20 protein-coding genes are annotated in these 25,655 nt (G+C 36.0%); 10 read left to right on the forward strand and 10 right to left on the reverse strand.

Annotated elements, in window-relative coordinates; translation table 11 throughout:
- Nucleotides 1-5: 5 nt before the first annotated feature.
- The gene (locus ACHZAX_RS12360) at nucleotides 6-155 is read right to left on the reverse strand and encodes a hypothetical protein (RefSeq protein WP_320019329.1); all 150 of its coding nucleotides are present in this window, start codon (nucleotides 153-155) and stop codon (nucleotides 6-8) included.
- Nucleotides 156-180: 25 nt separating this feature from the next.
- On the opposite strand from ACHZAX_RS12360, the gene ACHZAX_RS12365 reads away from it, so the two are divergent.
- Nucleotides 181-4,524 (forward strand): hypothetical protein, encoded by a 4,344-nt coding sequence (locus tag ACHZAX_RS12365; protein ID WP_320019330.1) that lies wholly within the window; start codon nucleotides 181-183, stop codon nucleotides 4,522-4,524.
- Between the two features lie 53 nt (nucleotides 4,525-4,577).
- On the opposite strand, the gene ACHZAX_RS12370 is transcribed toward ACHZAX_RS12365, so the two are convergent.
- The 3 genes from ACHZAX_RS12370 to tnpB (ACHZAX_RS12380) all read right to left on the reverse strand — a co-directional run bounded on the left by ACHZAX_RS12370 (nucleotide 4,578) and on the right by tnpB (ACHZAX_RS12380) (nucleotide 7,044).
- On the reverse strand, nucleotides 4,578-4,775 hold the full coding sequence (locus ACHZAX_RS12370) for a YwbE family protein (RefSeq protein WP_101308308.1): 198 nt from the start codon (nucleotides 4,773-4,775) through the stop codon (nucleotides 4,578-4,580).
- A 362-nt stretch (nucleotides 4,776-5,137) separates the two neighbouring features.
- Complete coding sequence (gene tnpC, locus ACHZAX_RS12375; RefSeq protein WP_320019331.1) at nucleotides 5,138-6,607, reverse strand: IS66 family transposase; 1,470 nt, start codon at nucleotides 6,605-6,607, stop codon at nucleotides 5,138-5,140.
- A 74-nt stretch (nucleotides 6,608-6,681) separates the two neighbouring features.
- Complete coding sequence (gene tnpB, locus ACHZAX_RS12380; RefSeq protein WP_320019332.1) at nucleotides 6,682-7,044, reverse strand: IS66 family insertion sequence element accessory protein TnpB; 363 nt, start codon at nucleotides 7,042-7,044, stop codon at nucleotides 6,682-6,684.
- Between the two features lie 192 nt (nucleotides 7,045-7,236).
- Between tnpB (ACHZAX_RS12380) and ACHZAX_RS12385 the strand changes: the two genes are divergently transcribed.
- The 3 genes from ACHZAX_RS12385 to ACHZAX_RS12395 all read left to right on the forward strand — a co-directional run bounded on the left by ACHZAX_RS12385 (nucleotide 7,237) and on the right by ACHZAX_RS12395 (nucleotide 10,494).
- Nucleotides 7,237-7,704: a hypothetical protein gene (locus tag ACHZAX_RS12385; protein ID WP_320019333.1), complete on the forward strand. Its 468-nt coding sequence runs from the start codon at nucleotides 7,237-7,239 to the stop codon at nucleotides 7,702-7,704.
- A 139-nt stretch (nucleotides 7,705-7,843) separates the two neighbouring features.
- Nucleotides 7,844-9,955, forward strand: a complete 2,112-nt coding sequence (ppk1, locus tag ACHZAX_RS12390; protein ID WP_320019334.1) for a polyphosphate kinase 1 — start codon at nucleotides 7,844-7,846, stop codon at nucleotides 9,953-9,955.
- A 32-nt stretch (nucleotides 9,956-9,987) separates the two neighbouring features.
- On the forward strand, nucleotides 9,988-10,494 hold the full coding sequence (locus ACHZAX_RS12395; protein WP_320019335.1) for a SixA phosphatase family protein: 507 nt from the start codon (nucleotides 9,988-9,990) through the stop codon (nucleotides 10,492-10,494).
- A 219-nt stretch (nucleotides 10,495-10,713) separates the two neighbouring features.
- Here ACHZAX_RS12395 and tnpC (ACHZAX_RS12400) read toward each other — a convergent pair whose 3' ends face one another.
- Both tnpC (ACHZAX_RS12400) and tnpB (ACHZAX_RS12405) read right to left on the reverse strand, forming a co-directional pair.
- On the reverse strand, nucleotides 10,714-12,183 hold the full coding sequence (tnpC, locus tag ACHZAX_RS12400; RefSeq protein ID WP_320019331.1) for an IS66 family transposase: 1,470 nt from the start codon (nucleotides 12,181-12,183) through the stop codon (nucleotides 10,714-10,716).
- 74 nt (nucleotides 12,184-12,257) lie between these two features.
- Entirely contained in the window at nucleotides 12,258-12,620 is a 363-nt protein-coding gene (gene tnpB, locus ACHZAX_RS12405) for an IS66 family insertion sequence element accessory protein TnpB (RefSeq protein WP_320019332.1), read from the reverse strand.
- A 70-nt stretch (nucleotides 12,621-12,690) separates the two neighbouring features.
- On the opposite strand from tnpB (ACHZAX_RS12405), the gene ACHZAX_RS12410 reads away from it, so the two are divergent.
- Nucleotides 12,691-13,083 (forward strand): hypothetical protein, encoded by a 393-nt coding sequence (locus ACHZAX_RS12410; protein WP_394698267.1) that lies wholly within the window; start codon nucleotides 12,691-12,693, stop codon nucleotides 13,081-13,083.
- A 54-nt stretch (nucleotides 13,084-13,137) separates the two neighbouring features.
- Here the strand turns inward: ACHZAX_RS12410 and ACHZAX_RS12415 are convergent, their stop codons facing one another.
- From ACHZAX_RS12415 to ACHZAX_RS12430, 4 genes are all read right to left on the reverse strand, one after another.
- The gene (locus tag ACHZAX_RS12415; RefSeq protein ID WP_320019337.1) at nucleotides 13,138-15,501 is read right to left on the reverse strand and encodes a type IA DNA topoisomerase; all 2,364 of its coding nucleotides are present in this window, start codon (nucleotides 15,499-15,501) and stop codon (nucleotides 13,138-13,140) included.
- 102 nt (nucleotides 15,502-15,603) lie between these two features.
- Nucleotides 15,604-16,008: a response regulator gene (locus ACHZAX_RS12420; RefSeq protein ID WP_101308314.1), complete on the reverse strand. Its 405-nt coding sequence runs from the start codon at nucleotides 16,006-16,008 to the stop codon at nucleotides 15,604-15,606.
- Between the two features lie 63 nt (nucleotides 16,009-16,071).
- The gene (locus tag ACHZAX_RS12425; protein ID WP_320019338.1) at nucleotides 16,072-19,686 is read right to left on the reverse strand and encodes a BamA/TamA family outer membrane protein; all 3,615 of its coding nucleotides are present in this window, start codon (nucleotides 19,684-19,686) and stop codon (nucleotides 16,072-16,074) included.
- Between the two features lie 44 nt (nucleotides 19,687-19,730).
- A complete protein-coding gene (locus ACHZAX_RS12430) occupies nucleotides 19,731-20,663 on the reverse strand; it encodes an SdiA-regulated domain-containing protein (RefSeq protein ID WP_320019339.1) in 933 nt (310 codons plus the stop codon).
- 182 nt (nucleotides 20,664-20,845) lie between these two features.
- Between ACHZAX_RS12430 and ACHZAX_RS12435 the strand changes: the two genes are divergently transcribed.
- The 5 genes from ACHZAX_RS12435 (at nucleotide 20,846) to ACHZAX_RS12455 (ending at nucleotide 25,577) form a co-directional block, all read left to right on the forward strand.
- On the forward strand, nucleotides 20,846-22,039 hold the full coding sequence (locus ACHZAX_RS12435; protein ID WP_101308317.1) for a Pycsar system effector family protein: 1,194 nt from the start codon (nucleotides 20,846-20,848) through the stop codon (nucleotides 22,037-22,039).
- 81 nt (nucleotides 22,040-22,120) lie between these two features.
- On the forward strand, nucleotides 22,121-22,822 hold the full coding sequence (locus tag ACHZAX_RS12440; RefSeq protein WP_320019340.1) for a 16S rRNA (uracil(1498)-N(3))-methyltransferase: 702 nt from the start codon (nucleotides 22,121-22,123) through the stop codon (nucleotides 22,820-22,822).
- Between the two features lie 7 nt (nucleotides 22,823-22,829).
- Nucleotides 22,830-23,486 (forward strand): DUF4159 domain-containing protein, encoded by a 657-nt coding sequence (locus ACHZAX_RS12445; protein WP_320019341.1) that lies wholly within the window; start codon nucleotides 22,830-22,832, stop codon nucleotides 23,484-23,486.
- Nucleotides 23,487-23,614: 128 nt separating this feature from the next.
- Nucleotides 23,615-24,811 carry a 6-phosphofructokinase gene (locus ACHZAX_RS12450; RefSeq protein WP_101308320.1) on the forward strand — a complete coding sequence of 399 codons (1,197 nt, stop codon included), beginning with the start codon at nucleotides 23,615-23,617 and terminating at the stop codon, nucleotides 24,809-24,811.
- 121 nt (nucleotides 24,812-24,932) lie between these two features.
- Complete coding sequence (locus ACHZAX_RS12455; RefSeq protein ID WP_101308321.1) at nucleotides 24,933-25,577, forward strand: YgjV family protein; 645 nt, start codon at nucleotides 24,933-24,935, stop codon at nucleotides 25,575-25,577.
- Nucleotides 25,578-25,655: the final 78 nt, after the last annotated feature.

Below are 25,655 nucleotides of genomic sequence, written 5' to 3' on the forward strand. Positions count from 1 at the left end.
ATTTGTTAAATTGCCTTTGCAAATATATCCATATCCGAAACTTCATTTACAATGAATAAGCTTCTCTTCCCCGTTATTCTTTTTTTTGGAATAGTAATTTCAACCCAATCCATTTTAGCACAAAGTATCAAGTCATTTTCCCACGACTCGATCATTTTTCAAGATGAATTTTTGAAGTTCATGGATCATCCAACCAAAAAAAAAGAAAGCAAAGAGTTTAAAGAGCAATTCCCGACTTTCTGGTTTTCGCCGGAAATGACAAGAGACAGACGACAGAACATCTACCGGATATGTGATATTTTCCTTGCCAAAAAGGCCAGATCTTTTCCGGATTTTTATAACTATTTCGAAACACTAATGTTGTTTCAGCAACAAAATCGTGACGAAAAAGATTACTCCAATTGGGAGAAGGGGTTAATTCATCAGATCAGTGATAAAAAGAATAAGTTAAGTGCAACACAAGACTTTCTAATTCAAACACAAAACCTTTTAAAGGATACAATAATAAATGAATCCTACGCTACCAAATGGAAATGTGAGAATGCAAAATTCAAGTTTCTATTCGATAAAGTACTATGCATCCAGTTCGATCAGGCAGACCTATATTGCATCGCACAACGAGACAGTTCATGCATTTACAGCACAAGTGGAATTTATCATCCTTTTGAAAAGATTTGGATAGGAAAAAAAGGAAAAGTAACATGGACCAGAGCCGGGAAAAGCGATACTGAAGAATACGCTGTATTTGATTCTTACACTGTTGACACCCAAAAATCATCTTTCCAGGTTGACACCGTCAGCTATTACAACAAGGAACTGTTTGATCATAAAATTGAGGGCAGTCTTTCTGAAAAGATGAACTCGGTGAAAGATCCATCTTTGGCAATTTATCCTCGTTTTGAATCCTTCGAGAAAGAAATCGAGATTAAAAATCTATTCGAAAATCTTAATTACAAAGGAGGTGTTGCCATTCACGGGGCAAAATTTTTGGGAAAAGGAAGTCCCGAAATCCCATCTGTAATAGAGTTATCCAGACATGACACTTTATTTTTAAGGGCACGATCGGAACATTTCTCATTTAACAACAATCGTGTTGTTGGAAAAGATACCGAGATTGAAATCCTGATCGATACCTGTCAAATTTATCACCCCGGATTGTTGTTTCAATACTACCCAGACAAAAAAGAAGTCAATTTAATCCGAGAAGGAGAAGGAATTGCCTTGAGTCCCTACTTCAACACCTATCACAATCTGATTATGGATTTTGGAATGTTGATATGGAATATGGATGAAAATTTAATGCACTTTGGAAGTATGAAAGGCGCTACCAGTCGTCAGGCACACTTTGAGTCCATGAATTATTTTAGTCTCAACCGATTCATGAAAATTCAGGGCATGGATCAGGAGAATCCGCTGGTTTTACTGCGTAAATATGCCGATTATTCTTACGTAGAAACATTTACCGCAATGGAATATGCCAACTTCATTAAAAAACCGGTTAACCATGTGCGCCAGCAAATTATTGGCTTATCGTTTCAAGGCTTTGTAATCTACAATAGAAACACCGATGAAGTTACATTACAGCAACGACTTACCGATTACATTAAATCGGGAATGGGACGACAGGATTACGATGTAATTCGTTTCACCACGCAAACAGAAAATAATGAAGATGATGCTACTCTTCGAATGGGAAGTTACAATTTGGATATTAACGGTGTAAAACACATTGCTGTAAGTGATTCGCAAAATGTGGTAATCTTTCCCAAGCATCAGAAAATAACCCTTAAAAAGAATCGTGACTTCCAGTTCGACGGAAAAATAATGGCCGGATTACTGGATATGTACGGGAAAGATTTTAATTTCTCTTACGAAAAGTTCAAAATTGACCTCGACCTGATTGACTCTCTGCAAATAAACATTGTAACTGACTCACTTTCTAACTATGGCAGAAGATACACAACACAATTGGGAAGTGTATTGGAAAAAATAACAGGAAATCTATTAATTGATGATCCCAACAACAAGTCGGGATTGAAAAACTACGCAGAGTATCCGATTTTTAATAGTTCTGATTCTTGTTTTGTGTACTACGACAGCAAAAAAATTCAGGATGGAGCTTATAAAAAGGAAGAATTCTATTTCAAGGTTGATCCATACACAATCAACAATATAAACGACTTTAAAAAGGAAGACATTTCGTTAAAAGGAACTTTTGTTTCCGACAGCATATTCCCAACATTTAGAGAAACTCTAAGTATTAATGAAGATAATTCGCTGGGATTCTACCACATAACACCTAAAGAAGGATTGCCAGTTTATGGGAAAGGAACTTTTACTGATACCATACACCTTTCTAACGAAGGATTAATTGGTGATGGAACACTAAACTACCTTACCTCTATTACAAAATCTGAAAAATTAGTATTCAGACCGGAAATTATGACCACTCAGGCCGAAAGTTTTGAATTAAAGGAACTTGCTTCGCATATGAACAATCCTGAGGTAAACGGCGAGAAAATTTTTGCAACATGGTATCCGTACAAAGAAGAACTTTACGTGAAGAGTACGGCCTTACCTATCGACATGTATAAAAAGCTGGCAACCCTTGCCGGAACGCTGAAAATTACTCCAACAGAAATTACAGGAGTTGGCGACATGGAATTGGTTAATGCAGAACTTCAATCGGATTATTTTACCTACACGCCTAAAACCATTGTTGCTGATACAGCTGTTTTTAAGCTGAAGAATACAGATTCGGAAAGTTATGCCTTCGAAAGTAAAGATGTTAGAGCACATATCGACTTTATCAACAGAACCGGACAATTTACAAGCACAACAGGAGGAAGCAACAGTGAGTTTCCATCGAACAAATACATGGCCTACATCAATAGTTTTGGTTGGGAAATGGATCAACAGGAGCTTTTATTCGGAAACGAGGATGAAAATACACTTGCCTCTTTGTGGGATCAGGATAAAATGGAAAGCTTACCTAAAACAGCCTATAACGAATTTATTTCGACAAGTTTAAAACAGGATTCCCTTAGCTTTTTCACCCCATTGGCCAAATACAGTTCCATTGATCATACGATTAAAGCACAATTTGTAAAAGATCTGGCCGTTGCTGATGCAAAAATTTATCCTGATAAAGGTGATGTGAACATTGAAGAGGAAGGACAGATGCAAACGCTTCGTAACTCGACAGTACTTGCCGACACTCTTAATTCATTTCACAACATTTTTAATGCTGCCATAAATGTTCATAGCAAAACCTCCTATTCCGGATCGGGTAGTTACACTTATTTAGATGCCGAAGAAAATGAGCAGGAACTGTTTTTTGATGTAATAGATGTGGACAGCCTCGGACAAACCATTGCCATGGGAAATTTACCGGAAGAAAAATCGTTTAGCTTAAGTCCCGATTTTGATTACAAAGGAAAAGTTAGGTTAGAAGCACGCGAGAAATCACTTTTCTTTCATGGTCAGACCAAAATTCATAACAAATGCGAAAGTATTGGCGACAAATGGCTTGATTTCAATTCACAGATTGATCCGAAAGAAATTTACATCCCTGTTGATTTGCACGTAACCGATGATGAAAGCCTGATGCTTTACAATAGTTTTTTCTTAACGAATGATTCCATTCATATCTATTCATCGTTTTTATCTCGTAGAATATTTTACACGGACAACGTGCTATTGGAAGCCAGAGGATTTCTTACCTACAAGCCAAATTTGCAGGCCTATCAAATTGCACCGAAAGACAAATTACAAGATATGGACGCAACCGGAAATATCCTTTCTTTCTATCCTGGCAATTGTAATATGAGAGGAGAAGGTTTAATTAATTTAGGTGCCGAATTGGGACAAATAAAACAGATTTCAGCCGGAGCTATCGAACACGATTTGTCGAGTGATCTTGTGACCCTTGACTTAATTTTTGGTGTTGATTTCTTTATGAACGATCAGGCCATGAAGATTATGGAAACAGCATTTACGCAGGCAAATTTAAAACACACGAACATCAACAAACAGAACTACACCAGAAAACTGGCTGAAATAATGGGGCGCAAAAGAGCCGAATTAGCCGTGCGGGAAATGGACGACAACGGCACTTTTAAAACCCTGCCCAATGAACTTTTGCATACCCTGTATTTCAATAATCTCGATTTTATATGGGACAAAGAAGCCAAGGCATATCAATCAATTGGAGAGATTGGGATTGGAAATATTAACGACAAACAAATCAATAAAAGCATAAAAGGTAAAATTGAACTGGACAAAAAACGAAGTGGTAACCGTCTTACTATGTATCTTGAAATTGATAAATCTACATGGTTCTTTTTCGAATATCACCATGGAGTGATGTTTGTAAGATCATCGAACGAGGAATTTAATACCATATTGCACGAAACCAAAGAAGACAAACGTGAATTTAAAGATCCGTTAAAGAAAAATCCTTATTCATATATTATCTGTCCCCGTTCACAGAAAACAAAATTCCTGAAACGATTTAATTTGTAGAACTTAAATTCATTAGAGGTGCAGCACGCTGCACCTCTAATATTATAATATTGCTATTCTATTATTTCCTTTACACGGCCAACCTGCCCATCTTCAAGCATTACCTTTATGCCATGCGGATGTAAATGCGAATTGGTTAATAACTTTTTTACAGTCCCCTCTGTCAACTTTCCTGACCGCTGATCTGCTTTCAGCACAATTCGAACCTCAAGTCCTGGATGAATATCTGCCCTCTTTGTTCCGTCTTTCATTTCATTTTTTTTTTTGATTTATCGTTACTACAAATATACAGGCTTTTGGGGATTTTGTATTATTATATTAAGTAAATCATTGGTTAAACAAACAAGACCAGTTTATTTAAGTATCCTTCCAATCAAAATTCAACACCATTGTTACAATCAACCTAAAAAGGATCCTTAACTCTTCTCCACAAAATTTAGTTTGAGAAAACCCACAAAAAAATGTATCTTCTAATAATCAGATAGTTTGCATGTAACATTAAAAAAAACAAACAATCAGAAATAAAGTAAGCGTCTCCGCGTCGCCACTCCGTCAAAAAAAAACACCCCGTCAAATTTTGGTTCAAATTGACGGGGTATTAAAATATCAGATATTACTCAGCCCACTTATCAGGAAGCAAGTTTCTCATTTGTTCGTTGGTCATGGTTTGGTGTTCTGCCAGGTGCTGTATCACATCTTTGAAATAAGAAAAGGTATTCACATTGTTCAGTCTGCATGAAATAGCCAGAGAATATAGTTTCGCAGTTCTGGCAGCTCCAGCATTAGAGCCACAGAAAAGCGAATTGCGACGACTAATGCTAATGTAACGCATCGGTCGTTCAATCCTATTATTATCCAAATCGTAATCTGTAGATATTATAATATTGTAAATCGATTCCAGTTCGTTGAGACAGTATGCAGTGGCTTTATTTAAAATATGGTTGGGTAGTATTTCAGGGTCTCGATCAATAGTCCTGAGTTTTTTTTCTAAATCGGTGTAAACTTTCAAGGATTCTTCTTTCCATTTTTCTTTTGGTTTCTTTTTTCTGATCATGTAAAACTGGTTGTACAGGTCAATAATATTTTGTGCTTTTGGTTGTTCTTGAATCTCTATAAATTTTCGTTTGCAATGTTGAATACAACCTAATCGCATTGCTTTTGGATAATTCCACCCTTCAAGTACTTTGTACGAGCTGTAACCATCAGTCTGAACGGCTCCTTTATAATCTCCGGACAGGTAGTTTGTAAATACCTTTTTGGCTCTTGATCCATTTTCATAAATGAACTGAATCAAATTATTTTGATGGGATAAAGCACTCCAAAAGTAACCTTTTCGACTTCCTTTATCGCCGTCTAATACGGTATGATAGGTTTCATCGAAATGGATATAAGGATCTGCAAGAATAGCATTCTTAAGGTGTGGCATCAATCTATCAAGCAGGTCCGCTGATTTTTCGATTAAGCCATGAACAGTTGCTTTGGGGATATCAATGCCCATCTCGTTCAAGTATTTCATAATGCGTTCTACGGGCATGCCGTACACATATCTTTGTTGAATTAGGTGTGCCAGTATCGAGCTATCGAAGTTGGAGTTCTGAAATGGCGCCACTGGAGCTTTTCCTTCAAAAAAGTTATCACCCATCCGATATTTCCTGCAGCGATAAATATGTTTGATCAGTCGGGGTGGTATATATGTATACCTTATCACGTCACGGTGAAACAAGTAAACAGCAACTTTTTCATCAAAGCCGGCATCGCAAGGCAGTACATCTTCTACAAGCTCTTCAATATTATCGTAAACCTTTCGTTTAGCACCATTATTACCTCTTTCTTTTGGGGAAGGAGCTGGTTTTTTATCGTCTGCAACAGGAGCTGTATATTTACGTTTTTCGGTCTTTTTAGGAAGGTTCATATTCGCAAATCGCTTCAACTTCTGGGCATCTTTATCCTTCTCTAAAAGTACTGCCTTTAAAGCAGCTAACTCTTTAGCTTGTTCTTCTATGGTTTTAGTCAAAGATGCCAGTACAGCTGTTAATTCTGAAATTTGTTCCTGATAAAAAGCGCTTAACTCTCTGTTTGTCATGATATAAAGATACAAAAATAGTAGGGTTTCACCATGCAAAACACACACTATTTTTGCACCTTTTACGCTCTGTATCAAGCCGTTATCATGGCTTTTAAGCGAAGTTCGTTCGAATTGCTTTTGTGTTTTATTGAGTTGACGATTTGATCAAGAATAGTACTTTCTACCTCAAAGAAAGGTGCATCGCCAACTTGTTGTGGCAGAGTATAGCAGCCCAATTCAAGCTTCTTGTTGTAAAGAACAAATCCTTCTTTTTGCCATCGTAAAACCTTAATTGATTTACGCGTGCTACCAACAAAAACATAACCATCGCCATTTAGTGCATCCTTTTTACCTAAAGTCTTTACCAGATGATAAAGCGAATGGATTCCCTTACGCATATCAACTGGTTCGCGAAAAAAATAAAAACGTGTCGTTGCCGTGAAATTGAAAATCATAGTACATCCTTTTTATGTGAATTTTAAGAATGTAAAAATCTAAAATCTTATCGAAAATCCATATGCGCTATTGTGGAGACGGATACGAAATAAATACAAAACACACTATAACTAATTCCATATTGTAAAATTTTTATATATTTACATGAACATAACACAAAAACCAATTACGTTTCATAATCAGGCAGAAGAATGAACACCACTAATCATCAGTCCGTAAAAGCAAAGTTCTCATTTAACGGTCATATTTTTTTCTCTTACACCAAACTAAGTTTTCAAAAGAATCTTTTTAGTTTTGCTGTACCTGTTATTCTTATTCCAATATTAATCGTATCAAATTCGCTAAATCTTTACAGTGCATACAAAGATGAGGCAAATTACGAAATGATTTTTTTCTTATCGATCCTAATAATCAGCCTAGGTCTTACGATTGTCACAATTTTCAAATATAAAGAGGTTAAAGCAATGGATGGCAAGGAGTTCACATTCCGAGAGATAAAAATGATCCGCATTAGAGAATCGAGAACGAATGCCAAATTAGCCTTTGAATTTACAAATGGTATAAAGCATAAAATGTCGATTAAAAAGGACGATGCCTATTCCAATTTCTTCAAGAACCTGAGCTATGCCAATGTAAAAATTTCAACAACTAAAAGTTAGTAAACCCGAACTGCCTTTAGCATACAAAAAGCACCCAATTCTTCAAAATCTCCTTGTATTAGCTGAGATTGATTGCTGTGGAAACAAAAAATTGATTAATTTTATCTTACTAGTTAAACAGTCCATAGTCAATCATCATATGCAAAAATATCAGTTCTTAAATAGAGATTTAAGTTGGTTATCCTTCAATAAAAGAGTACTACAAGAGGCTTCGAATACAAGATTGCCATTATACGAGAGAATTAAATTTTTAGCTATATATTCTTCAAACCTCGATGAATTTTATAGGGTACGCTTGGGCACCTACAAACGGTTTACCGAATTGCCTGCCGAAGACAAAGATATTTTGAGAGAGAATCCTGATGCAATATTAAAAAATATCAATGCTGAAGTTGATCGTCAGCAGAATGAATTTGGGAACATTTTTACGCAGGAAATTATTCCGGCATTGGAAGAGGAAGATATTATTCTGATTCGGGACCAATCCCTATGCGAAGAACATCATCAGTTCGTAAAAGATTTTTTTCTTGATAATTTGTTGCCTCATGTTCAACCCATACTATTATTAAAAAAGCAGATTCAGCCTTTTCTTCAAAATAACGTGATTTATATTGCGGTTAAATTGTTTAAAAAAAGAAAAAAAGAAGAGGAAGAAGGTATTCCCAAATCCCGTCGTTCCAGATATGCGATTATAAAAGTTCCGAGTCATCGTTTTCCACGCTTTATTGAATTGCCTGATAGGGATGGCAAGCACTTCATCATGTTTTTAGACGACATCATTAAATTGAGGATGAAACTCTTGTTTCCCGGTTACAAGATCGATTCCAGCTACAGTTTTAAGCTTAGCCGCGATGCGGATTTACTGATTGAAGATGAGTATTCGGGCGATTTAATTAAAATGATCGAGAACAGTTTAAAAAAACGGGAAACAGGTTCTCCTTCGCGTTTTTTATATGATGCATCGATCCCTAAGGATTTTCTGAAATTTTTAAAAGACTCTTTTAACCTGCAAAACAATGACATGGTGAAAGGAGCCCGATATCATAATTTTCAGGATTTTTTCGGTTTTCCAAATCCAAAATATCCTGAACTGGAACCCGAATCGTTTCACCCCTTAAAGGTGGATGATTTGCAGGGCAATAAATCTGTTTTTAAAACCATTCGGCTAAAAGATCAGATTCTTCATTTTCCTTATCAGTCGTACGAATATGTAATTCGCTTTTTAAACGAAGCGGCAGTTGACCCGAAAGTTGTAGAAATTAAAGCGACCCAATATCGGGTTGCTGATAATTCGGCCGTTGTAAATGCATTAATTAACGCAGCATTAAACGGTAAAAAAGTGACTGTCTTTGTTGAAGTAAAAGCGCGCTTTGATGAAGAAGCCAATCTTAGATCGGCAAATGAGATGCGAAAAGCCGGCGTAAAGATTATTGACAGTATTCCCGGCCTGAAAGTTCATGCAAAACTAGCTTTGGTATTGCGTAAAGGAGATAAAAAAGATTATGCCTTTTTAAGTACCGGAAATTTCAACGAAAAAACAGCCAAAATTTATTCCGACCATGGTTTACTAACTTCAAATGAAGTAATTATTACTGAGTTGAAACAGCTCTTCGATTATCTTGAAAATCAAACCGAGGGATATGAGTTCCGAAAACTTTTGGTTGGCCGATTTAATTTGAGAAGAAGCTTAATTGAATTAATTGATCAGGAAATTCAAAATGTAAAAAAAGGACACAAAGGATATATTATTCTGAAAATGAATGGCCTTCAGGAACGCGACATGATCACAAAATTATATGAAGCCAGTGAAAACGGGGTGAAAATTGATCTTATTATTCGCGGAATTTGTTGTCTAAAACCAAACAAAACATACGCAAAAAACATTCGGATTATTCGTATTGTCGATCAATTTCTGGAGCACGGAAGAATCTTTTATTTTCACAATTTAGGAGAAGAACTTCTGTACCTGTCTTCGGCCGATTGGATGAATCGGAATTTGCACCGACGAATTGAATGTGCTTTCCCGATTCAGGATAAGAAAATAAAAAAAGAATTGATTGATATCTTAAACATACAGCTTAATGATAATGTTAGTGCCCGAATATTAGACGGAAAGTTGAATAACCTGCCCATTCCAATCAATGGAAAAGTAAAGAAAATTCAATCGCAGAAGGAAATTTTCGCATACTTAAACAAAAAAGAAACAGCGAGCAAATCGAGAAAAAACCGGGCCGCAAAAGATTCCGTGTAAATTTGTATTGTTCTAACCCAAACTAAAACCCAATGAAACAACTTATTCTTGTAAGACATGCTAAAACAGAAGTTATTCGATACGACATTTCAGACTATCAGCGCAGCTTGGTTAACAGAGGAATAAATGATTCCAAATTGATTGCCAACAAGCTGTTTTTAAAGAATATCATTCCTGATTTGATGATTTCGAGTCCGGCTAACAGGGCTATTGAGACTGCTTTGCTTTTTGCAGATGTGTTGCAATACCCAATTGATAAAATTGAACAGAATGACGATTTATACGATGGTTTCACCACTCACGAATTTCTAGGCTTACTCGATAAACTGGGAAAAGAAAATGAAACAGTTATGGTGGTTGGGCACAACCCCAGCATTGAATATTTAGCCTTTAACCTAACCGAAGAGTTCTATCACAATGTTCCAACCTGCACAGTAATTGGTATCGATTTCCAAATAGACAAATGGTCTGATATTGAAGCTAGAACAGGCAAGTTGGCTTTTTACGAGTATCCAAAGAAATATAAGGAGGTAAAGTAGGTGTAATATTTTCAAATTGATTATTACAAGAACACTATGATTCAACATTTCAAAATACTTACATCAATTTTAATAATTCAATTATTACTTGCTTGTTCATATTCTTCAAATAAGGAAAATAATAAAATCAAGGTAAGCGTCTCCGCGTCGCCACTCCGTCAAAAAAAAACACCCCGTCAAATTTTGGTTCAAATTGACGGGGTATTAAAATATCAGATATTACTCAGCCCACTTATCAGGAAGCAAGTTTCTCATTTGTTCGTTGGTCATGGTTTGGTGTTCTGCCAGGTGCTGTATCACATCTTTGAAATAAGAAAAGGTATTCACATTGTTCAGTCTGCATGAAATAGCCAGAGAATATAGTTTCGCAGTTCTGGCAGCTCCAGCATTAGAGCCACAGAAAAGCGAATTGCGACGACTAATGCTAATGTAACGCATCGGTCGTTCAATCCTATTATTATCCAAATCGTAATCTGTAGATATTATAATATTGTAAATCGATTCCAGTTCGTTGAGACAGTATGCAGTGGCTTTATTTAAAATATGGTTGGGTAGTATTTCAGGGTCTCGATCAATAGTCCTGAGTTTTTTTTCTAAATCGGTGTAAACTTTCAAGGATTCTTCTTTCCATTTTTCTTTTGGTTTCTTTTTTCTGATCATGTAAAACTGGTTGTACAGGTCAATAATATTTTGTGCTTTTGGTTGTTCTTGAATCTCTATAAATTTTCGTTTGCAATGTTGAATACAACCTAATCGCATTGCTTTTGGATAATTCCACCCTTCAAGTACTTTGTACGAGCTGTAACCATCAGTCTGAACGGCTCCTTTATAATCTCCGGACAGGTAGTTTGTAAATACCTTTTTGGCTCTTGATCCATTTTCATAAATGAACTGAATCAAATTATTTTGATGGGATAAAGCACTCCAAAAGTAACCTTTTCGACTTCCTTTATCGCCGTCTAATACGGTATGATAGGTTTCATCGAAATGGATATAAGGATCTGCAAGAATAGCATTCTTAAGGTGTGGCATCAATCTATCAAGCAGGTCCGCTGATTTTTCGATTAAGCCATGAACAGTTGCTTTGGGGATATCAATGCCCATCTCGTTCAAGTATTTCATAATGCGTTCTACGGGCATGCCGTACACATATCTTTGTTGAATTAGGTGTGCCAGTATCGAGCTATCGAAGTTGGAGTTCTGAAATGGCGCCACTGGAGCTTTTCCTTCAAAAAAGTTATCACCCATCCGATATTTCCTGCAGCGATAAATATGTTTGATCAGTCGGGGTGGTATATATGTATACCTTATCACGTCACGGTGAAACAAGTAAACAGCAACTTTTTCATCAAAGCCGGCATCGCAAGGCAGTACATCTTCTACAAGCTCTTCAATATTATCGTAAACCTTTCGTTTAGCACCATTATTACCTCTTTCTTTTGGGGAAGGAGCTGGTTTTTTATCGTCTGCAACAGGAGCTGTATATTTACGTTTTTCGGTCTTTTTAGGAAGGTTCATATTCGCAAATCGCTTCAACTTCTGGGCATCTTTATCCTTCTCTAAAAGTACTGCCTTTAAAGCAGCTAACTCTTTAGCTTGTTCTTCTATGGTTTTAGTCAAAGATGCCAGTACAGCTGTTAATTCTGAAATTTGTTCCTGATAAAAAGCGCTTAACTCTCTGTTTGTCATGATATAAAGATACAAAAATAGTAGGGTTTCACCATGCAAAACACACACTATTTTTGCACCTTTTACGCTCTGTATCAAGCCGTTATCATGGCTTTTAAGCGAAGTTCGTTCGAATTGCTTTTGTGTTTTATTGAGTTGACGATTTGATCAAGAATAGTACTTTCTACCTCAAAGAAAGGTGCATCGCCAACTTGTTGTGGCAGAGTATAGCAGCCCAATTCAAGCTTCTTGTTGTAAAGAACAAATCCTTCTTTTTGCCATCGTAAAACCTTAATTGATTTACGCGTGCTACCAACAAAAACATAACCATCGCCATTTAGTGCATCCTTTTTACCTAAAGTCTTTACCAGATGATAAAGCGAATGGATTCCCTTACGCATATCAACTGGTTCGCGAAAAAAATAAAAACGTGTCGTTGCCGTGAAATTGAAAATCATAGTACATCCTTTTTATGTGAATTTTAAGAATGTAAAAATCTAAAATCTTATCGAAAATCCATATGCGCTATTGTGGAGACGGATACAAATCAAGGATTCATCTAATATTTCTTTTGCGGATAGTTTATGGATGAAATTTGCCACTGCTATTGAAGAAGGCAATTTAGAATTTTTAGTGAATAATTCATTTGATACAATTCAGTGTGTCGATTGTATTTCTGAGAATAATGATGAAAAAGAATTCTATCAATCAAAAATTATTTTTCAAAATTATCTTGATAAATTAATGCATCTGGACAACCTAACGAACAAGGAATTTTCAACATTTATGAATGATAGTAGTATTCGAGTCAGCTATAATATTAAATGGAAATCAGCACCTGAAGGAGCTTACGGACTTGTATTCTCTTTTGCCAAGAAGAATGAAAAATTCTATTTTGATGGAATGTTTACAATACCATAAATACTCTTAAATTGCACCTTTAGAATTTTCAGCTAAAATAAAAATACGTGTTAATTACTGCTTCCCAAAAATAATCTGTCCCTGATTATCCAAGATTAATTTGCCATCAACAGTTTCCTGCGATTGTGGATCTTTAAAACCTTTAATCAGAGGTGTTTTTCCTTTAGTTGCCAACGATTTTATTTGAGCTTCGCTCAATTTTTTCTCCATAAAAACAAAAGGAACAATAAACTTGCAGCCATTTCGGTAATTGGAGCAACCATAAGCAGCATTCCCCTTTAAGAGTGTGCCTGTTTTGCAAACCGGACAAGTCCATGATTCTGCTTCCCCGGCTATAAACTCGATACCGAAATCGGGTGTTAAGCCTAATTGTCCATTTTGCTTTTTCCCATCAATTTCGAATCCTTTAATTTTGGGCGTTATTTTTTTCAGCACCAATGCCTCAACCTGTTTATCGGTTAATTTCTTTCCTTCAAATTCAAAAGGAATAAGAATTTTACATCCATTTCCCCAATTGGAGCATCCCCAGGCATTATTGCCTTTTAAAATCTTCCCTTCTCCGCATTTAGGACAAGTTAATTCTTTCTTGATTGCTGGTTTTACCTTCGCTTTTTGCTTTTCCTTTTCTTTTTCCTTCTCCTCATCAATCACTTCTATTTGACTGATATTTTTCCGCGATTTTACGTCCCAAACAATTCCTACAACCATATTTTTCAATTCGGCCATAAACTGATTTACTTCGTAGTTGCCCAGCTCAATTTCCCGAAGTTTCTTTTCCCATTGTCCGGTTAGTTCTGCCGATTTTAGCAGCTCATTCTGAATCGTATCAATTAGCTGAACACCTGTAACCGTAGCCTCAAGTCGCTTTTTATCTCTTCTGATGTATTTTCTTTTAAACAGAGTCTCAATAATATTCGCCCGGGTGGAAGGACGGCCAATTCCGTTCTCTTTCATTAAATCCCTTAACTCATCATCATCGACCTGTTTGCCGGCGGTTTCCATGGCACGAAGCAAAGTTGCTTCTGAATAATATTTAGGAGCCTGCGTCTGTTTCTCAGCCAAATCGGGCGTATGTTCTCCACTCTCCCCTTTCACAAAATCAGGAAGAATAACTCCATCGCCAATATTACCGTCTTTAGCATATAAAACACGCCATCCTGGTTCCAAAATCTGTTTTCCTGTTGCCTTAAAATCTATAGTAGTCACCTTTCCTAAAACGGTGGTGTTACTCACTTTACAATCCGGATAAAATACCGAAATAAACCGTCGTGTAACAATATCGTAAACCTGCTTCTCATCATACGACAAAGTCCCCGGCACAACACCTGTAGGAATAATGGCGTGGTGATCGGTCACCTTCTTATCATCAAAAACCTTTTTCGATTTTTTAATTTTTGCTTTTAAAAGCGGCTCTGTAAACTCGCTGAATGCTGTTAGCTTTTGAAGAATTCCCGGTATTTTTTTATACAAATCATCCGTAAGATAAGTCGTATCAACTCTTGGGTAAGTGGTTAATTTCTTCTCGTACAAACTTTGAATCATTCGCAGTGTATCTTCTGCCGAAAAACCCAGTTTCCGGTTACAATCTACCTGCAACGAGGTTAAATCATATAATCTGGGAGGTAGTTCTGTTCCACTCTTTTTCTCAACAGAAACAATTTCGAATGGCTCCGAATTAATTTTATCAAGGAACTCAATTCCTTGCTCTTTTTGTTCAAACCGCCCATGAGTTGCAGCAAAACTCACATCACGATAAGTGGTTTTTAGCTCCCAATAAGTTTGAGGAATAAAATTATCAATCTCTTTTTGACGATTTACAATTAAAGCCAAAGTAGGCGTTTGCACACGGCCAATGGAAAGTACCGACTTACCGTTTGCGTATTTTAGTGTGTAAAGTCGTGTTGCATTAATTCCCAACAGCCAGTCGCCAATTGATCTTGATGATCCTGCAGCATATAATTTATCAAACTCCTTACTATCACGTAAATTATTAAAGCCGTCACGAATAGCCTCTTCGGTTAGAGATGAAATCCAAAGTCGTTTAACGGGAACCTTACACTTAGCTTTGTGCAAAACCCATCGTTGAATTACTTCCCCTTCTATTCCGGCATCACCACAGTTTATCACTTCGCTGGCATTGGCAATTAGCTTTTTAAGAGTATCGAATTGTTTCTGAACGCCTTTATCGGGAATTACCCGAATTCCAAAACGCGGAGGAATAATTGGCAAATCATTTAAATGCCAGTATTTCCAATTAAGATTGTATTCATGAGGTTCTTTCAAGCCGCACAGATGACCAAAAGTCCATGATATTTGATATCCGTTTCCTTCGTAATATCCATCTTTTTTACTTTTGGCACCCAATATTAGGGCAATTTCACGTGCTACACTTGGTTTCTCAGCTATACAAACTATCATGCTTTACTCCTCTTGTTTTAAGGCAATATATTCTTAAATATTTCACAAAAAATCAGATTCCTGGTTCTAAGGAACCAAACAATTTATTCTGTAATATAATTTTTATTTCTTTCTTTCCCGCTTCATCCACTTTTCAACCATCATGAACAACTCCATTTTTGAAACTGGTTTCATAATAAAATCGTCCATACCTGCTTCAGCAGATTTCACATGGTCATCCGAAAAAGCATTTGCTGTCATAGCAATAATCGGCCTGTTGAACCCATTCTTACGCAATGCAACGGTTGCCTGATAACCATCTATTATTGGCATTTGCAAATCCATAAACACCATCAAAACACATTCTTTATTTTCCTGACAAAAATCGAGAGCTTCCCGTCCATTTTTCACCCAATGGGTAGGAATATTATCCATTTCCAACAGACGGGATATGATTTTACCATTCACAAAATCGTCCTCTACCAACAGTACTCTCCCATTACTAAACTCAGGCTTTTCTTCCTCCATTATTCTGATTTATTATTTTCAATGTAAATATGTATTGTTTTATCCAATTATCATATTAAATCACTAAAACAAGTATTTAAATTCGATAGAAAGAATATCATCTTCAATTGAATGGCTAAAATTAGCAGTAATTACCATTAATTTATAAGGTGCGAGCCAAATTCCTCCTCCATATCCATGGTGCCATTTGTTAGAACTCTCATTATCAACCCAGACCTTGCCAAAATCATTAAAACCCAAAATACCCACTTCACCTCCCAAAAAATAAGATTTAAAACGAGCAATCCTAAGTCTCAAATCAGTATTTTGAAATACAATATCATCTCCTGCGAATCGATCCTGACGATATCCTCTTAGATTTGATTTTAAACCTAATTTATTCGCCTGAAAAAATGAATATCCACTGCTGTTATGACTGGCACCGGCACGCAATGCCAATATTGTTCTTTGAGGTCTGCCAAAACTAACATACATTCGCATATCAGTCTCCATTTTATGAAAATTATTATCATTCCTCTCCAATCCCTTATAGTATTTCCAACTGGATGACCAATAAATTCCTCTTGAAGGAAGTACCTTATTATCCCGTGAATCCCACAAATAATTAATACTAAGTCCTAAATATCTTCTGGTATTAAAATCGGTTAAAGGATTCAAATCATTGTCAGGATTGGTAAAATCGGTTACAAAACGATCCGGTGTAGCTTTCAACTCCAGCTGCTGATAAAATGAACCAATTGAAATAAAATGTTTCTCCCCAACTTGTTGTCTTAATTGCGGATGAATAAAAAACTGAGCCATTCGAATCCTGTTGTAAGCATCATCATCGATTTTAGAATTTTCTGTTTCATTTCCCAATCCGTAAAAGTAGCCCTGAAAATTAGGTGTATTGTAATGAATATCTGTTAGAAAATCAGTTTTTCGAAACACCTGCTTGAACTCACCGGAATATTTTAACTCTACCGATGGATATGCAAATGCATAATTAACAATGAATTTATGAGATGATCCGTATGGTTCTTTCCTAAATCCTTGGGTTTTAACATTTACACCTGCACCTAAAACCAAACCATCATCACTAACAAAATTAAGGTTCGCACCAGGGCTTACAACATTATACTTAAATGCTTTTCTATCGTATGAATTTACTTCAGAACTTTTCCCAAATCTCTTTTTGTAAGCTCCATCGCCCTTAATTCTGGTTTTTGATTTATCGTAAATAAGCAGATTTTGTTTCCCTGTATCTGCCAGTTTAAACTTATCTTTTCCTTTTCCTCCAATAATCCGAAGCTTTATTCCATTTTTGTTATTTCCATTTACCTCAAACTTATCTTTTCCATCCAGTCCAAAAATTCTCACCTCATTGGTTTCATCCTTACTAAAAGTTCTGCGATACAATAGTTCTTTTTTATTCCCTTTACTGCTTAACCGATGGCTTTCAACAATTAATTTTCCATTTTCAATCCAGTTGATCTCGAAACTCTCATTATCATTCGTACCTACAACATCAACTTCTTTTGCTAAAAATTCATAAAACTCCTCTGCCAATGTTGGTAGCTGATCTCTTCGAGCCTTTAGCTTTTGTGTAATTTCGTCACCCGAAATTGCATAGACTTCCCTTGGCAAAGCTTTCACTGATTCTTGAATAATACTATCGCTTAACTTGCTTTGAAGTTCCTTTGCCATTTCAATCCAATCATTTCTGTCCTTGGATTGTAAAAAGTTTCGATCAAAATAACGGGCATTAAAACCAAGTCCTACTACATTTTCGACAATTGAATCGAATGATTGAAATTTAGGCATAGCCCATTTTCTTCGAATCAACCAGGGAATTGCTCCATCGCTAAAGAAAAAAGCCTGATCGCGGTCTCTTGGAATCGGCCTCGCAATAGTTTTGCCATCTTTTTTGAAGGTTGCCCACCTCCACTGATCATCGTGCCGATCCCAGTCATTTAAGAAAATATCGAATAAACGGGCACGCAGCACAGCAGTTTCATCAATCTGAAGGTCTGAATTTTTGAATCTCTTTTTAAGCAACTTATCTGTTCCTAAAATATCATGGGAGTTCCCAAAATTATCCATATCAGATACATCGCCGTTGGGGCGCTCTTCGAAAAGAAACAATTCATTCTTAAAACCATCCTGATAAATTCCAAAGCGAGGATCATTGGGAACGTAAACAATTTTTGGATTGGTATGATAGACACCCACTGCTTTTGCCATTTTGGGAACGGCTAAAGCCGCATACGGGTAGGATTCTGAAATTCCATCCTGTACAATTTTGGCCGCAAAGCTTCCTTCCAACCCTGGAGGAATTGCTTTTTCGGTATACTTTTCTACCGACCGCAACACATATTGCTTTCCATCTTTGGCCTCTAGCCGCAATGATCTGGTTTGCTGTCCTCCTCCTCTTTTCAGAATTTTTAATCCGCCTTTTTCTGTTGCAATATCAAAAACCGGGACTGTGATAGGAGTAGCCCAATCTTTTCGGTAGTTCTTCCCTAAAATTTTCGTTTTTAATTTTCCATCTGTTTCATAAAATGTGCTTGCTGCAACTGAAATAGTACTATCCGAATAATTGATCTCTTTGTATTTGCTAATTAAATCTTCCTTAGAAGGAACTTGCTTAGTATAAAGTTTTTCCCGAAATGCCAAATGAGGCTCTTCCACTCCTTCAGCTCCCACCGACCAAAATTCCAGCCAAACCTCATCATTCGAGTAAAAGTTGATTCTCGAGAAACCAACCTCACGCATAGCAACATCCATTTTATTTTTTGACACATAGTCGCTCTTGCTCCCCGATCCTGAAACAACAAAAAATGAATTGTCCTTTTTAGTAAACTGCAAGCTATTATCGTGAGCCGCAACAACAATAATGTTATCGTATCCCACTCCTACTTTTCGGGACATATACCTCATTTGCTTGTAAAAAGGATAAGCGAAATCCTGCGATGTGCCAAAAAGTTTCCGATACAACTCTACAGGACCCGGAAAAGCAAAATTTCCGCCATGCTTTCCTGCACTGTAAATAGGATGATGTGTGGCAAAAACAATTTTCTTATTCTTATTCCTCTTTATAGCATCATTTAATAGAATTAAAAAATCATCATTGCTTTCCAGATCACATTCCGTTTCCGGTTTATCTCCCAAATGAAGCCACCATTGTGAATCTACAATCAGTAAAACCACTTCATCCGTTAAATCTATCTCAACTGGGCCGGGACAACCTCCCGAAGGAAGAAAAACATCTCCCCGATCCAAATAATCCTCTATAAATGTCTCAGTATTCAGTAAAGCTTCCCATCCATGACGTCGTCCCTCATTCCATTCTTTTTCGCCCGGAATAAAAATAAGTTCACCCTTAAAATCCTTTATCGAATGCAAAAGTTTCATTAAATCAGGATTCTCTGCGTCTATGTCCTCCATTTCATCCTCTAAATATCCTTTCGGGAAAGTGTTGCCTAAAAATACGAGTGTCCCTTTCTTCCCAACTTCATTCATTTGACCTTTTAGCATGTCGATATTTGAATCAACAATAGCCGATTCACCAACATCACCAATAAAAAAAATGGAATGATCGAGCAATATTGATGCAGGAGCTTCCGGCAACTTGGTGTTTTGTGCAAATACAGTATTTATTGAAATAAAAACACCGATATAAAGTAAAATCCTCTTCATCGTATTATCAAAATTAAGATACAATCACATTCGTCAACTGCAGTTTATTTGTGGTAGCTGAACCTGTAAATATTAGCAGTTCTTCCTTTTCCTTCATTAGAAATATACATAGTCCCGTCAGGAGAAAAACAGATTCCCTCCGGCTGTCTGAACATCTTTCGTTTCAATTTCACAATAGCCAAAACATCGCCTTCCGGATTAAGCACCAGTAATAATTTACCAACGGATCCTAATACATATAAGTTATTGGTAATAGGATGCGTTGCCACCGCCGATGGTTGAAATGTAAAATCTCCTTGTGATGGATTAATACTTTCCACCAAGGTCACAGAAAAACTTGTATATCCGTCAAAATCAAGAATTCTCCTTATTTGTTCCTGATCAATTAAAAAAGCAGGAGAATCAGACAATTTATTCGTTGTGAGAGAATACTTATAAATTGCTCTTTTCCCTTTAAAATCATTATTAATGCCCGGATTTCCTTTGCATGCAACAAGAAGACTATTGCTTTGGAAATCATAACCTAAACCTTCCGTATTGTTTCCTGCATTCAATTGTGTTTTGGTTTTCACAGATAAAATATCCTCATTCTTCATATGATCAACTGCAAAAATATTTCCATCAGACCGCAGTACAAAAACCTGATCACCTACAACTTCAATACCTTCATAATCTCCTGGTTTATCAAACACATATTTTTTTGTAATCTCTTTCTTCTTTAAACTGAATTTGTAAATAATTCCTTTCTCATCGTTCACACAAAGCAAACTATGATCATTATAATAAGATAATCCGGAAATCTCTCTTAACTCATCTTTCAAATCATATTTTTCATCAGCCTCCAATATAGAGTAAGGAAATTGATAGGTAGAATCCAATACATATACCAACTTAGTATCAGCTGATTTCTGCTTACACGATTCAAAAAAAATTAGAAAACTTAAAAGAACAATATAGGAAATTAAAAATCTGTTCATTATATGAGTGTATCTTTTTTGGATTTAATTAGGAACTTAAAATTACATAAATAAGGCTCAATTCCCAACAAAAAAAGAGGGACCCAAGGCATTATTATAGAATTTTCAAATCGTTTTCCACTATAATGACTATATTTATTCATTACAATTTTATTTAGTCAACATTAGAAAAAAGAAGAGAAATGAATATCATCCATGAAGCGGAAACATTTGTTACTAATTTAATCGAAAGTACCCACCAGCCAATCTTTACCTATCACAATTTGGAACACACTCAAAATGTGGTTAAACAAGCAAAAAAAATTGGTTTGGAAACAGGATTGTCTCCCGACGAAATGGAAAATCTTATTCTGGCAGCCTGGTTTCATGACACCGGTTACTATGAAAACTTTGCTAAACATGAAGAAATAAGTGCTGCGCATGCCAGAAAATTTCTCGAAGAAAAAAATTACCCTGAGGAAAAAATACAACAAATAACTGAAGCTATTTTACACACAAAGATGCCGCATCTTCCTTGTGATGAAAAAATATGTAATGTGCTGTGCGATGCAGATCTGCACCACTTATCAACAAAGGATTACATAAAAATATCCGAAAAGCTGAGAGAAGAAAGAAGTGGAATTCTTCATCATGACATTCACCCCAAATTGTATTGGGAAGAAACCTTGCGTTTTTTAAAAGATCATCATTATCATACCAATTACGGTAAAAAAACTTTGGCTAAAAAGAAAGAGGTGAATTATCAAAAAGTAGTTGATAAAGTGGCTGGTTTTCAGACTAAAGAAATAAAGAAGCTTACCGAAATGGTAAGTAAACTGGAGCAACAGAACACAAAGCTAAAAACTCCGCAGCGTGGCATTGAAACCATGTTTAAAGTAACTTCAAGGAATCAGATTAATTTAAGTTCCATTGCCGATAAAAAAGCCAACTTAATGATCTCTGTCAATTCAATCATCATCTCGGCCATCTTCTTTATTTTCAAAAATATAATGGATGTTCCTCATTTCATTATCCCTTGTGTTATTCTTTTGATAGTATGTTTGTTCACCATTACTTATTCTGTATTGGCAACCCGGCCTATTGTTACGTCAGGAACATTCTCGCAGGAAGACATCAAAAAGAAGAGAGTAAATTTAATGTTTTTCGGAAATTTTCATAAAATGGCTCTTGCCGATTATTCAGACGCATTAAAAGGAATGATGTCGGACTACGATGAATTGTATGACAGTTTAATTAGAGATCAGTATTTTCTTGGAAAAGTTTTGGGTAGAAAATATCGTTTTTTACGAATTTCTTATACCATATTTATGTTTGGCCTCATCTTTTCTGTTCTAACATTTATTCTGGCTGCAATTTACCAGCCTATGGTTTGGTAAATTTTTATTTCAAATTAATCCCTGAAAAGAAATACATAAGCTAACTTTGCAACATCATGTTTTTTTTACTTGTGAAAGCTTATGAACTTATTTTATACACCAGATATCCAGAATCAATTTTATCAATTGGATGAAATTGAATCAAAACATTGCATTAGAGTACTTCGGTTAAAAGAGGAAGATATTATTCATCTGATTGATGGCAAAGGCTCTCTTTACAAAGCGAAAATAATTGACGCTCATCCTAAAAGATGCACTGTTGAATGTATCGAGACTCAAACGGAATTTGGGAAACTGAATTACCAATTACACATTGCTCTGGCACCAACAAAAAATATGGATAGAACAGAATGGTTCATGGAAAAATGTACCGAAATTGGTATTCATGAATTCACTCCTCTTCTATGTCAGCACTCCGAGAGGAAAGTAGTGAAACATGAGCGTTTGTTTAAAGTAATTACCTCTGCAGTTAAACAATCGCTTAAAGCTTACCATCCAATTTTAAATGAACAAACCAAATTTTCCGATTTGGTAACGTCCCCATTCGATGGAGAAAAATACATAGCTCATTGCAACGAAGGTGATAAAACGCATCTAAAAAACCTTTACCGGGCAAAACAAAATGCACTAATCTTGATTGGTCCTGAAGGAGATTTTAGTATTGAAGAAGTAAATCTGGCTAAAGAAAATGGCTTTAAAGAAATTAGTCTGGGAGAAAGCCGTTTGAGAACAGAAACAGCAGGAGTTGTTGCATGTAATATCATTAGTTTAGAAAACCAATAATCATTTGATGAGTAAAATAATTCATACTGCGCTTTTTTTGCTCATTAGTTTGTGCTCCTTTTCACAAAACACAACGGTTCGAATCGGTTTACTAAAATACAATGGCGGTGGTGACTGGTATGCAAATCCAGGATCACTTCCCAATCTCATCGAATTTTGCAATCGCAACAATATTGCAAGCATCTATAAAGATGCCAATATTGTTGAAGTGGGAAGTCCTGAACTATTCTCCTATCCCTTTGTTCACCTAACCGGGCACGGAAATATTGTTTTGAACAATCAGGAAGTTACAAATTTAAGGAAGTACCTTGAAGGTGGAGGCTTTCTTCATGTTGATGACAATTATGGCTTAAATGCCTATTTCAGACGCGAGATAAAAAAAGTGTTTCCGAACGAAGAACTGATTGAGTTACCCTTTTCTCATCCAATTTATCATCAAGTGTACGAATTCCCAAACGGACTACCGAAAATACATGAACACGATGGAAAACCGCCTCAGGGCTTTGGTATTTTTCACAAAGGCAGATTGGTTTGTTTTTACACTTACGAAACAGATTTGGGCGATGGCTGGGAAGATACTTCTGTTCACAACGATACAGAAATTAATCATCAAAAAGCACTAAAGATGGGTGCAAATATTATTTCTTACTCGTTTAGTAATTAGAATTATTCTTAATTACCTTATTCTCTTCCCATAAACGAATCTTCATCTTATTTTGACTTGAATTTCCCTTAACAAAATGATATCTTAAACTGATATTACATTGTTTTCAGTTACTTAAGATATTTACTATGGCAAAATCAACGAAAGGAATTATTGGAATTCTAACTGGTGGTGGTGATGTTCCCGGGTTAAATCCCGCTATTCGTGCTGTCACAATTAGAGCAATAAGGGAAGGTTATCAGGTAATCGGCATTCGCAAAGGCTGGAGAGGTTTAATTGATATTATCCGTGATAAAAAAGCAGATAACAGCGAGAACTATATTTCATTAAGTGAAGAACTGGTAAACAAAGTTGGTAGAACCGGCGGTACATTTCTTCACACTTCCAGAGTAAATCCTTCAAAAACATCAAGAGATAGAATTCCAACTCATCTAAAAGAAAAATACAATGAAGAGGTTAATGATTTAACGGAAGAGGTTCTTGCCAATCTGGCTTTTCTGAACATTGACTATTTAATTCCAATTGGAGGTGACGACACTCTTAGCTATGGTGTGCGATTGTACAAAGAAGGATTTAAAGTTATTGCCATACCTAAAACCATGGATAACGATGTTCCCGGAACTGACTACTGTATCGGATTTAGTACATGTATCACACGTACCATTTCATTAACACACAGCCTAAGAACATCAGCTGGTTCGCATGAAAGATTACTGGTATTGGAAGTTTTCGGTCGTTATGCGGGATTTACAGCAATTTTACCAACGCTGGCCGGTGCCGCAAATAGATGTGTAATTCCAGAATACAATTTTGACATAGAACGCTTAACCGAGTTAATGATACAGGATCGATTCTCAAATCCAAGCCATTATTCCGTTGTGCTAATTTCTGAAGGAGCTAGTTTCTCAGGCGGGGATATGATTTTCCAGGATGATGTCAGAGACGATTACGGACATAGAAAATTAGGTGGCATTGGTGACCGCGTATCTGAACATCTGAAACAATTATCTCCAAAATACAACAATTCAAAACCGATTAATGTTATCAATCAAAAGTTAGGCTATCTGGTTCGTTGCGGTGATCCGGATGCTATTGATTCCATAGTTCCTATGGCATTTGGTAATCTGGCTTTGGATTTAATCATTAAAGGAGTTCATGGCAGATTAATAACACTCCGAAATGGAAGATATGATAATGCTCCGATAGATATTGTTACCAGCTCTAAAAAATTGGTGGATGTTGACCGGTATTATAATACCGATCGGTTAAGACCAAAATACAACAGCTTCGAAATGCAGCCATTATTTTTAATGACCGGATTGTAAGAAAAAAATGTTTAGTATATTTGAGAAACCTTTCGTTACCGAAAGGTTTCTGCTTTTATCAGAATATCCAAACCATTTTTGAACCCTCTTCAGAATTTATTTTTTCACTATTAAATTTATTATGCTGGAATATAACATCTTAGGCATTCAATTACTTGAATGGATTGGCTATGCTGCCTCGGTATTGGTTTTGATTTCTCTAACAATGACTTCGATTGTAAAATTAAGATGGTACAATTTGACTGGAGCTATTCTTTTTTCTGCTTACGGATTTTTAATTGGCTCCTTACCTGTTGGAATCATGAATTTTCTTATTGTTTGCGCAAACCTATACAATCTGCAGAAAATGTATAAGCGAAAAGAAGACTTTAAAATCATTGAGATAAAAGAAAATGACGAGCTGTTAACGCATTTTCTTGACTTTTATAAAAAGGACATTAAGAGTTTCTTTCCGGATTATAAGATGGAAAAAGGACAATTGGGAATGTTTGTACTAAGAGATATGGCAGTTGCAGGAATTTTTATCGGATCTAAAGATCAAACAGAACTAAGAATTGAAATGGATTATGCATTACCTCAGTACCGCGACTTTAAAGTTGGTGCTTATTTGTACAATCAATTAAGTGATATTTTACAGAAACACGATATCAATTCCGTTTATTTCGACACGGGAATAAATCTAAAATATATGGAGAAAATGGGATTTGAAGCATCCAATAAAGATGGCAATTCCATCATGCAAAAATCACTAAAAAAATCCTCTTAATAACTTAAGAGGATGTCCAAAAAGTTCAATCTCATTGTCATTCTGAGCTTGTCGAAGAATCTTTATCTTTGAAAAACA

This window comes from Labilibaculum manganireducens, assembly GCF_963665805.2.
In the GTDB taxonomy this organism is placed as follows: Bacteria; Bacteroidota; Bacteroidia; order Bacteroidales; family Marinifilaceae; genus Labilibaculum; species Labilibaculum manganireducens.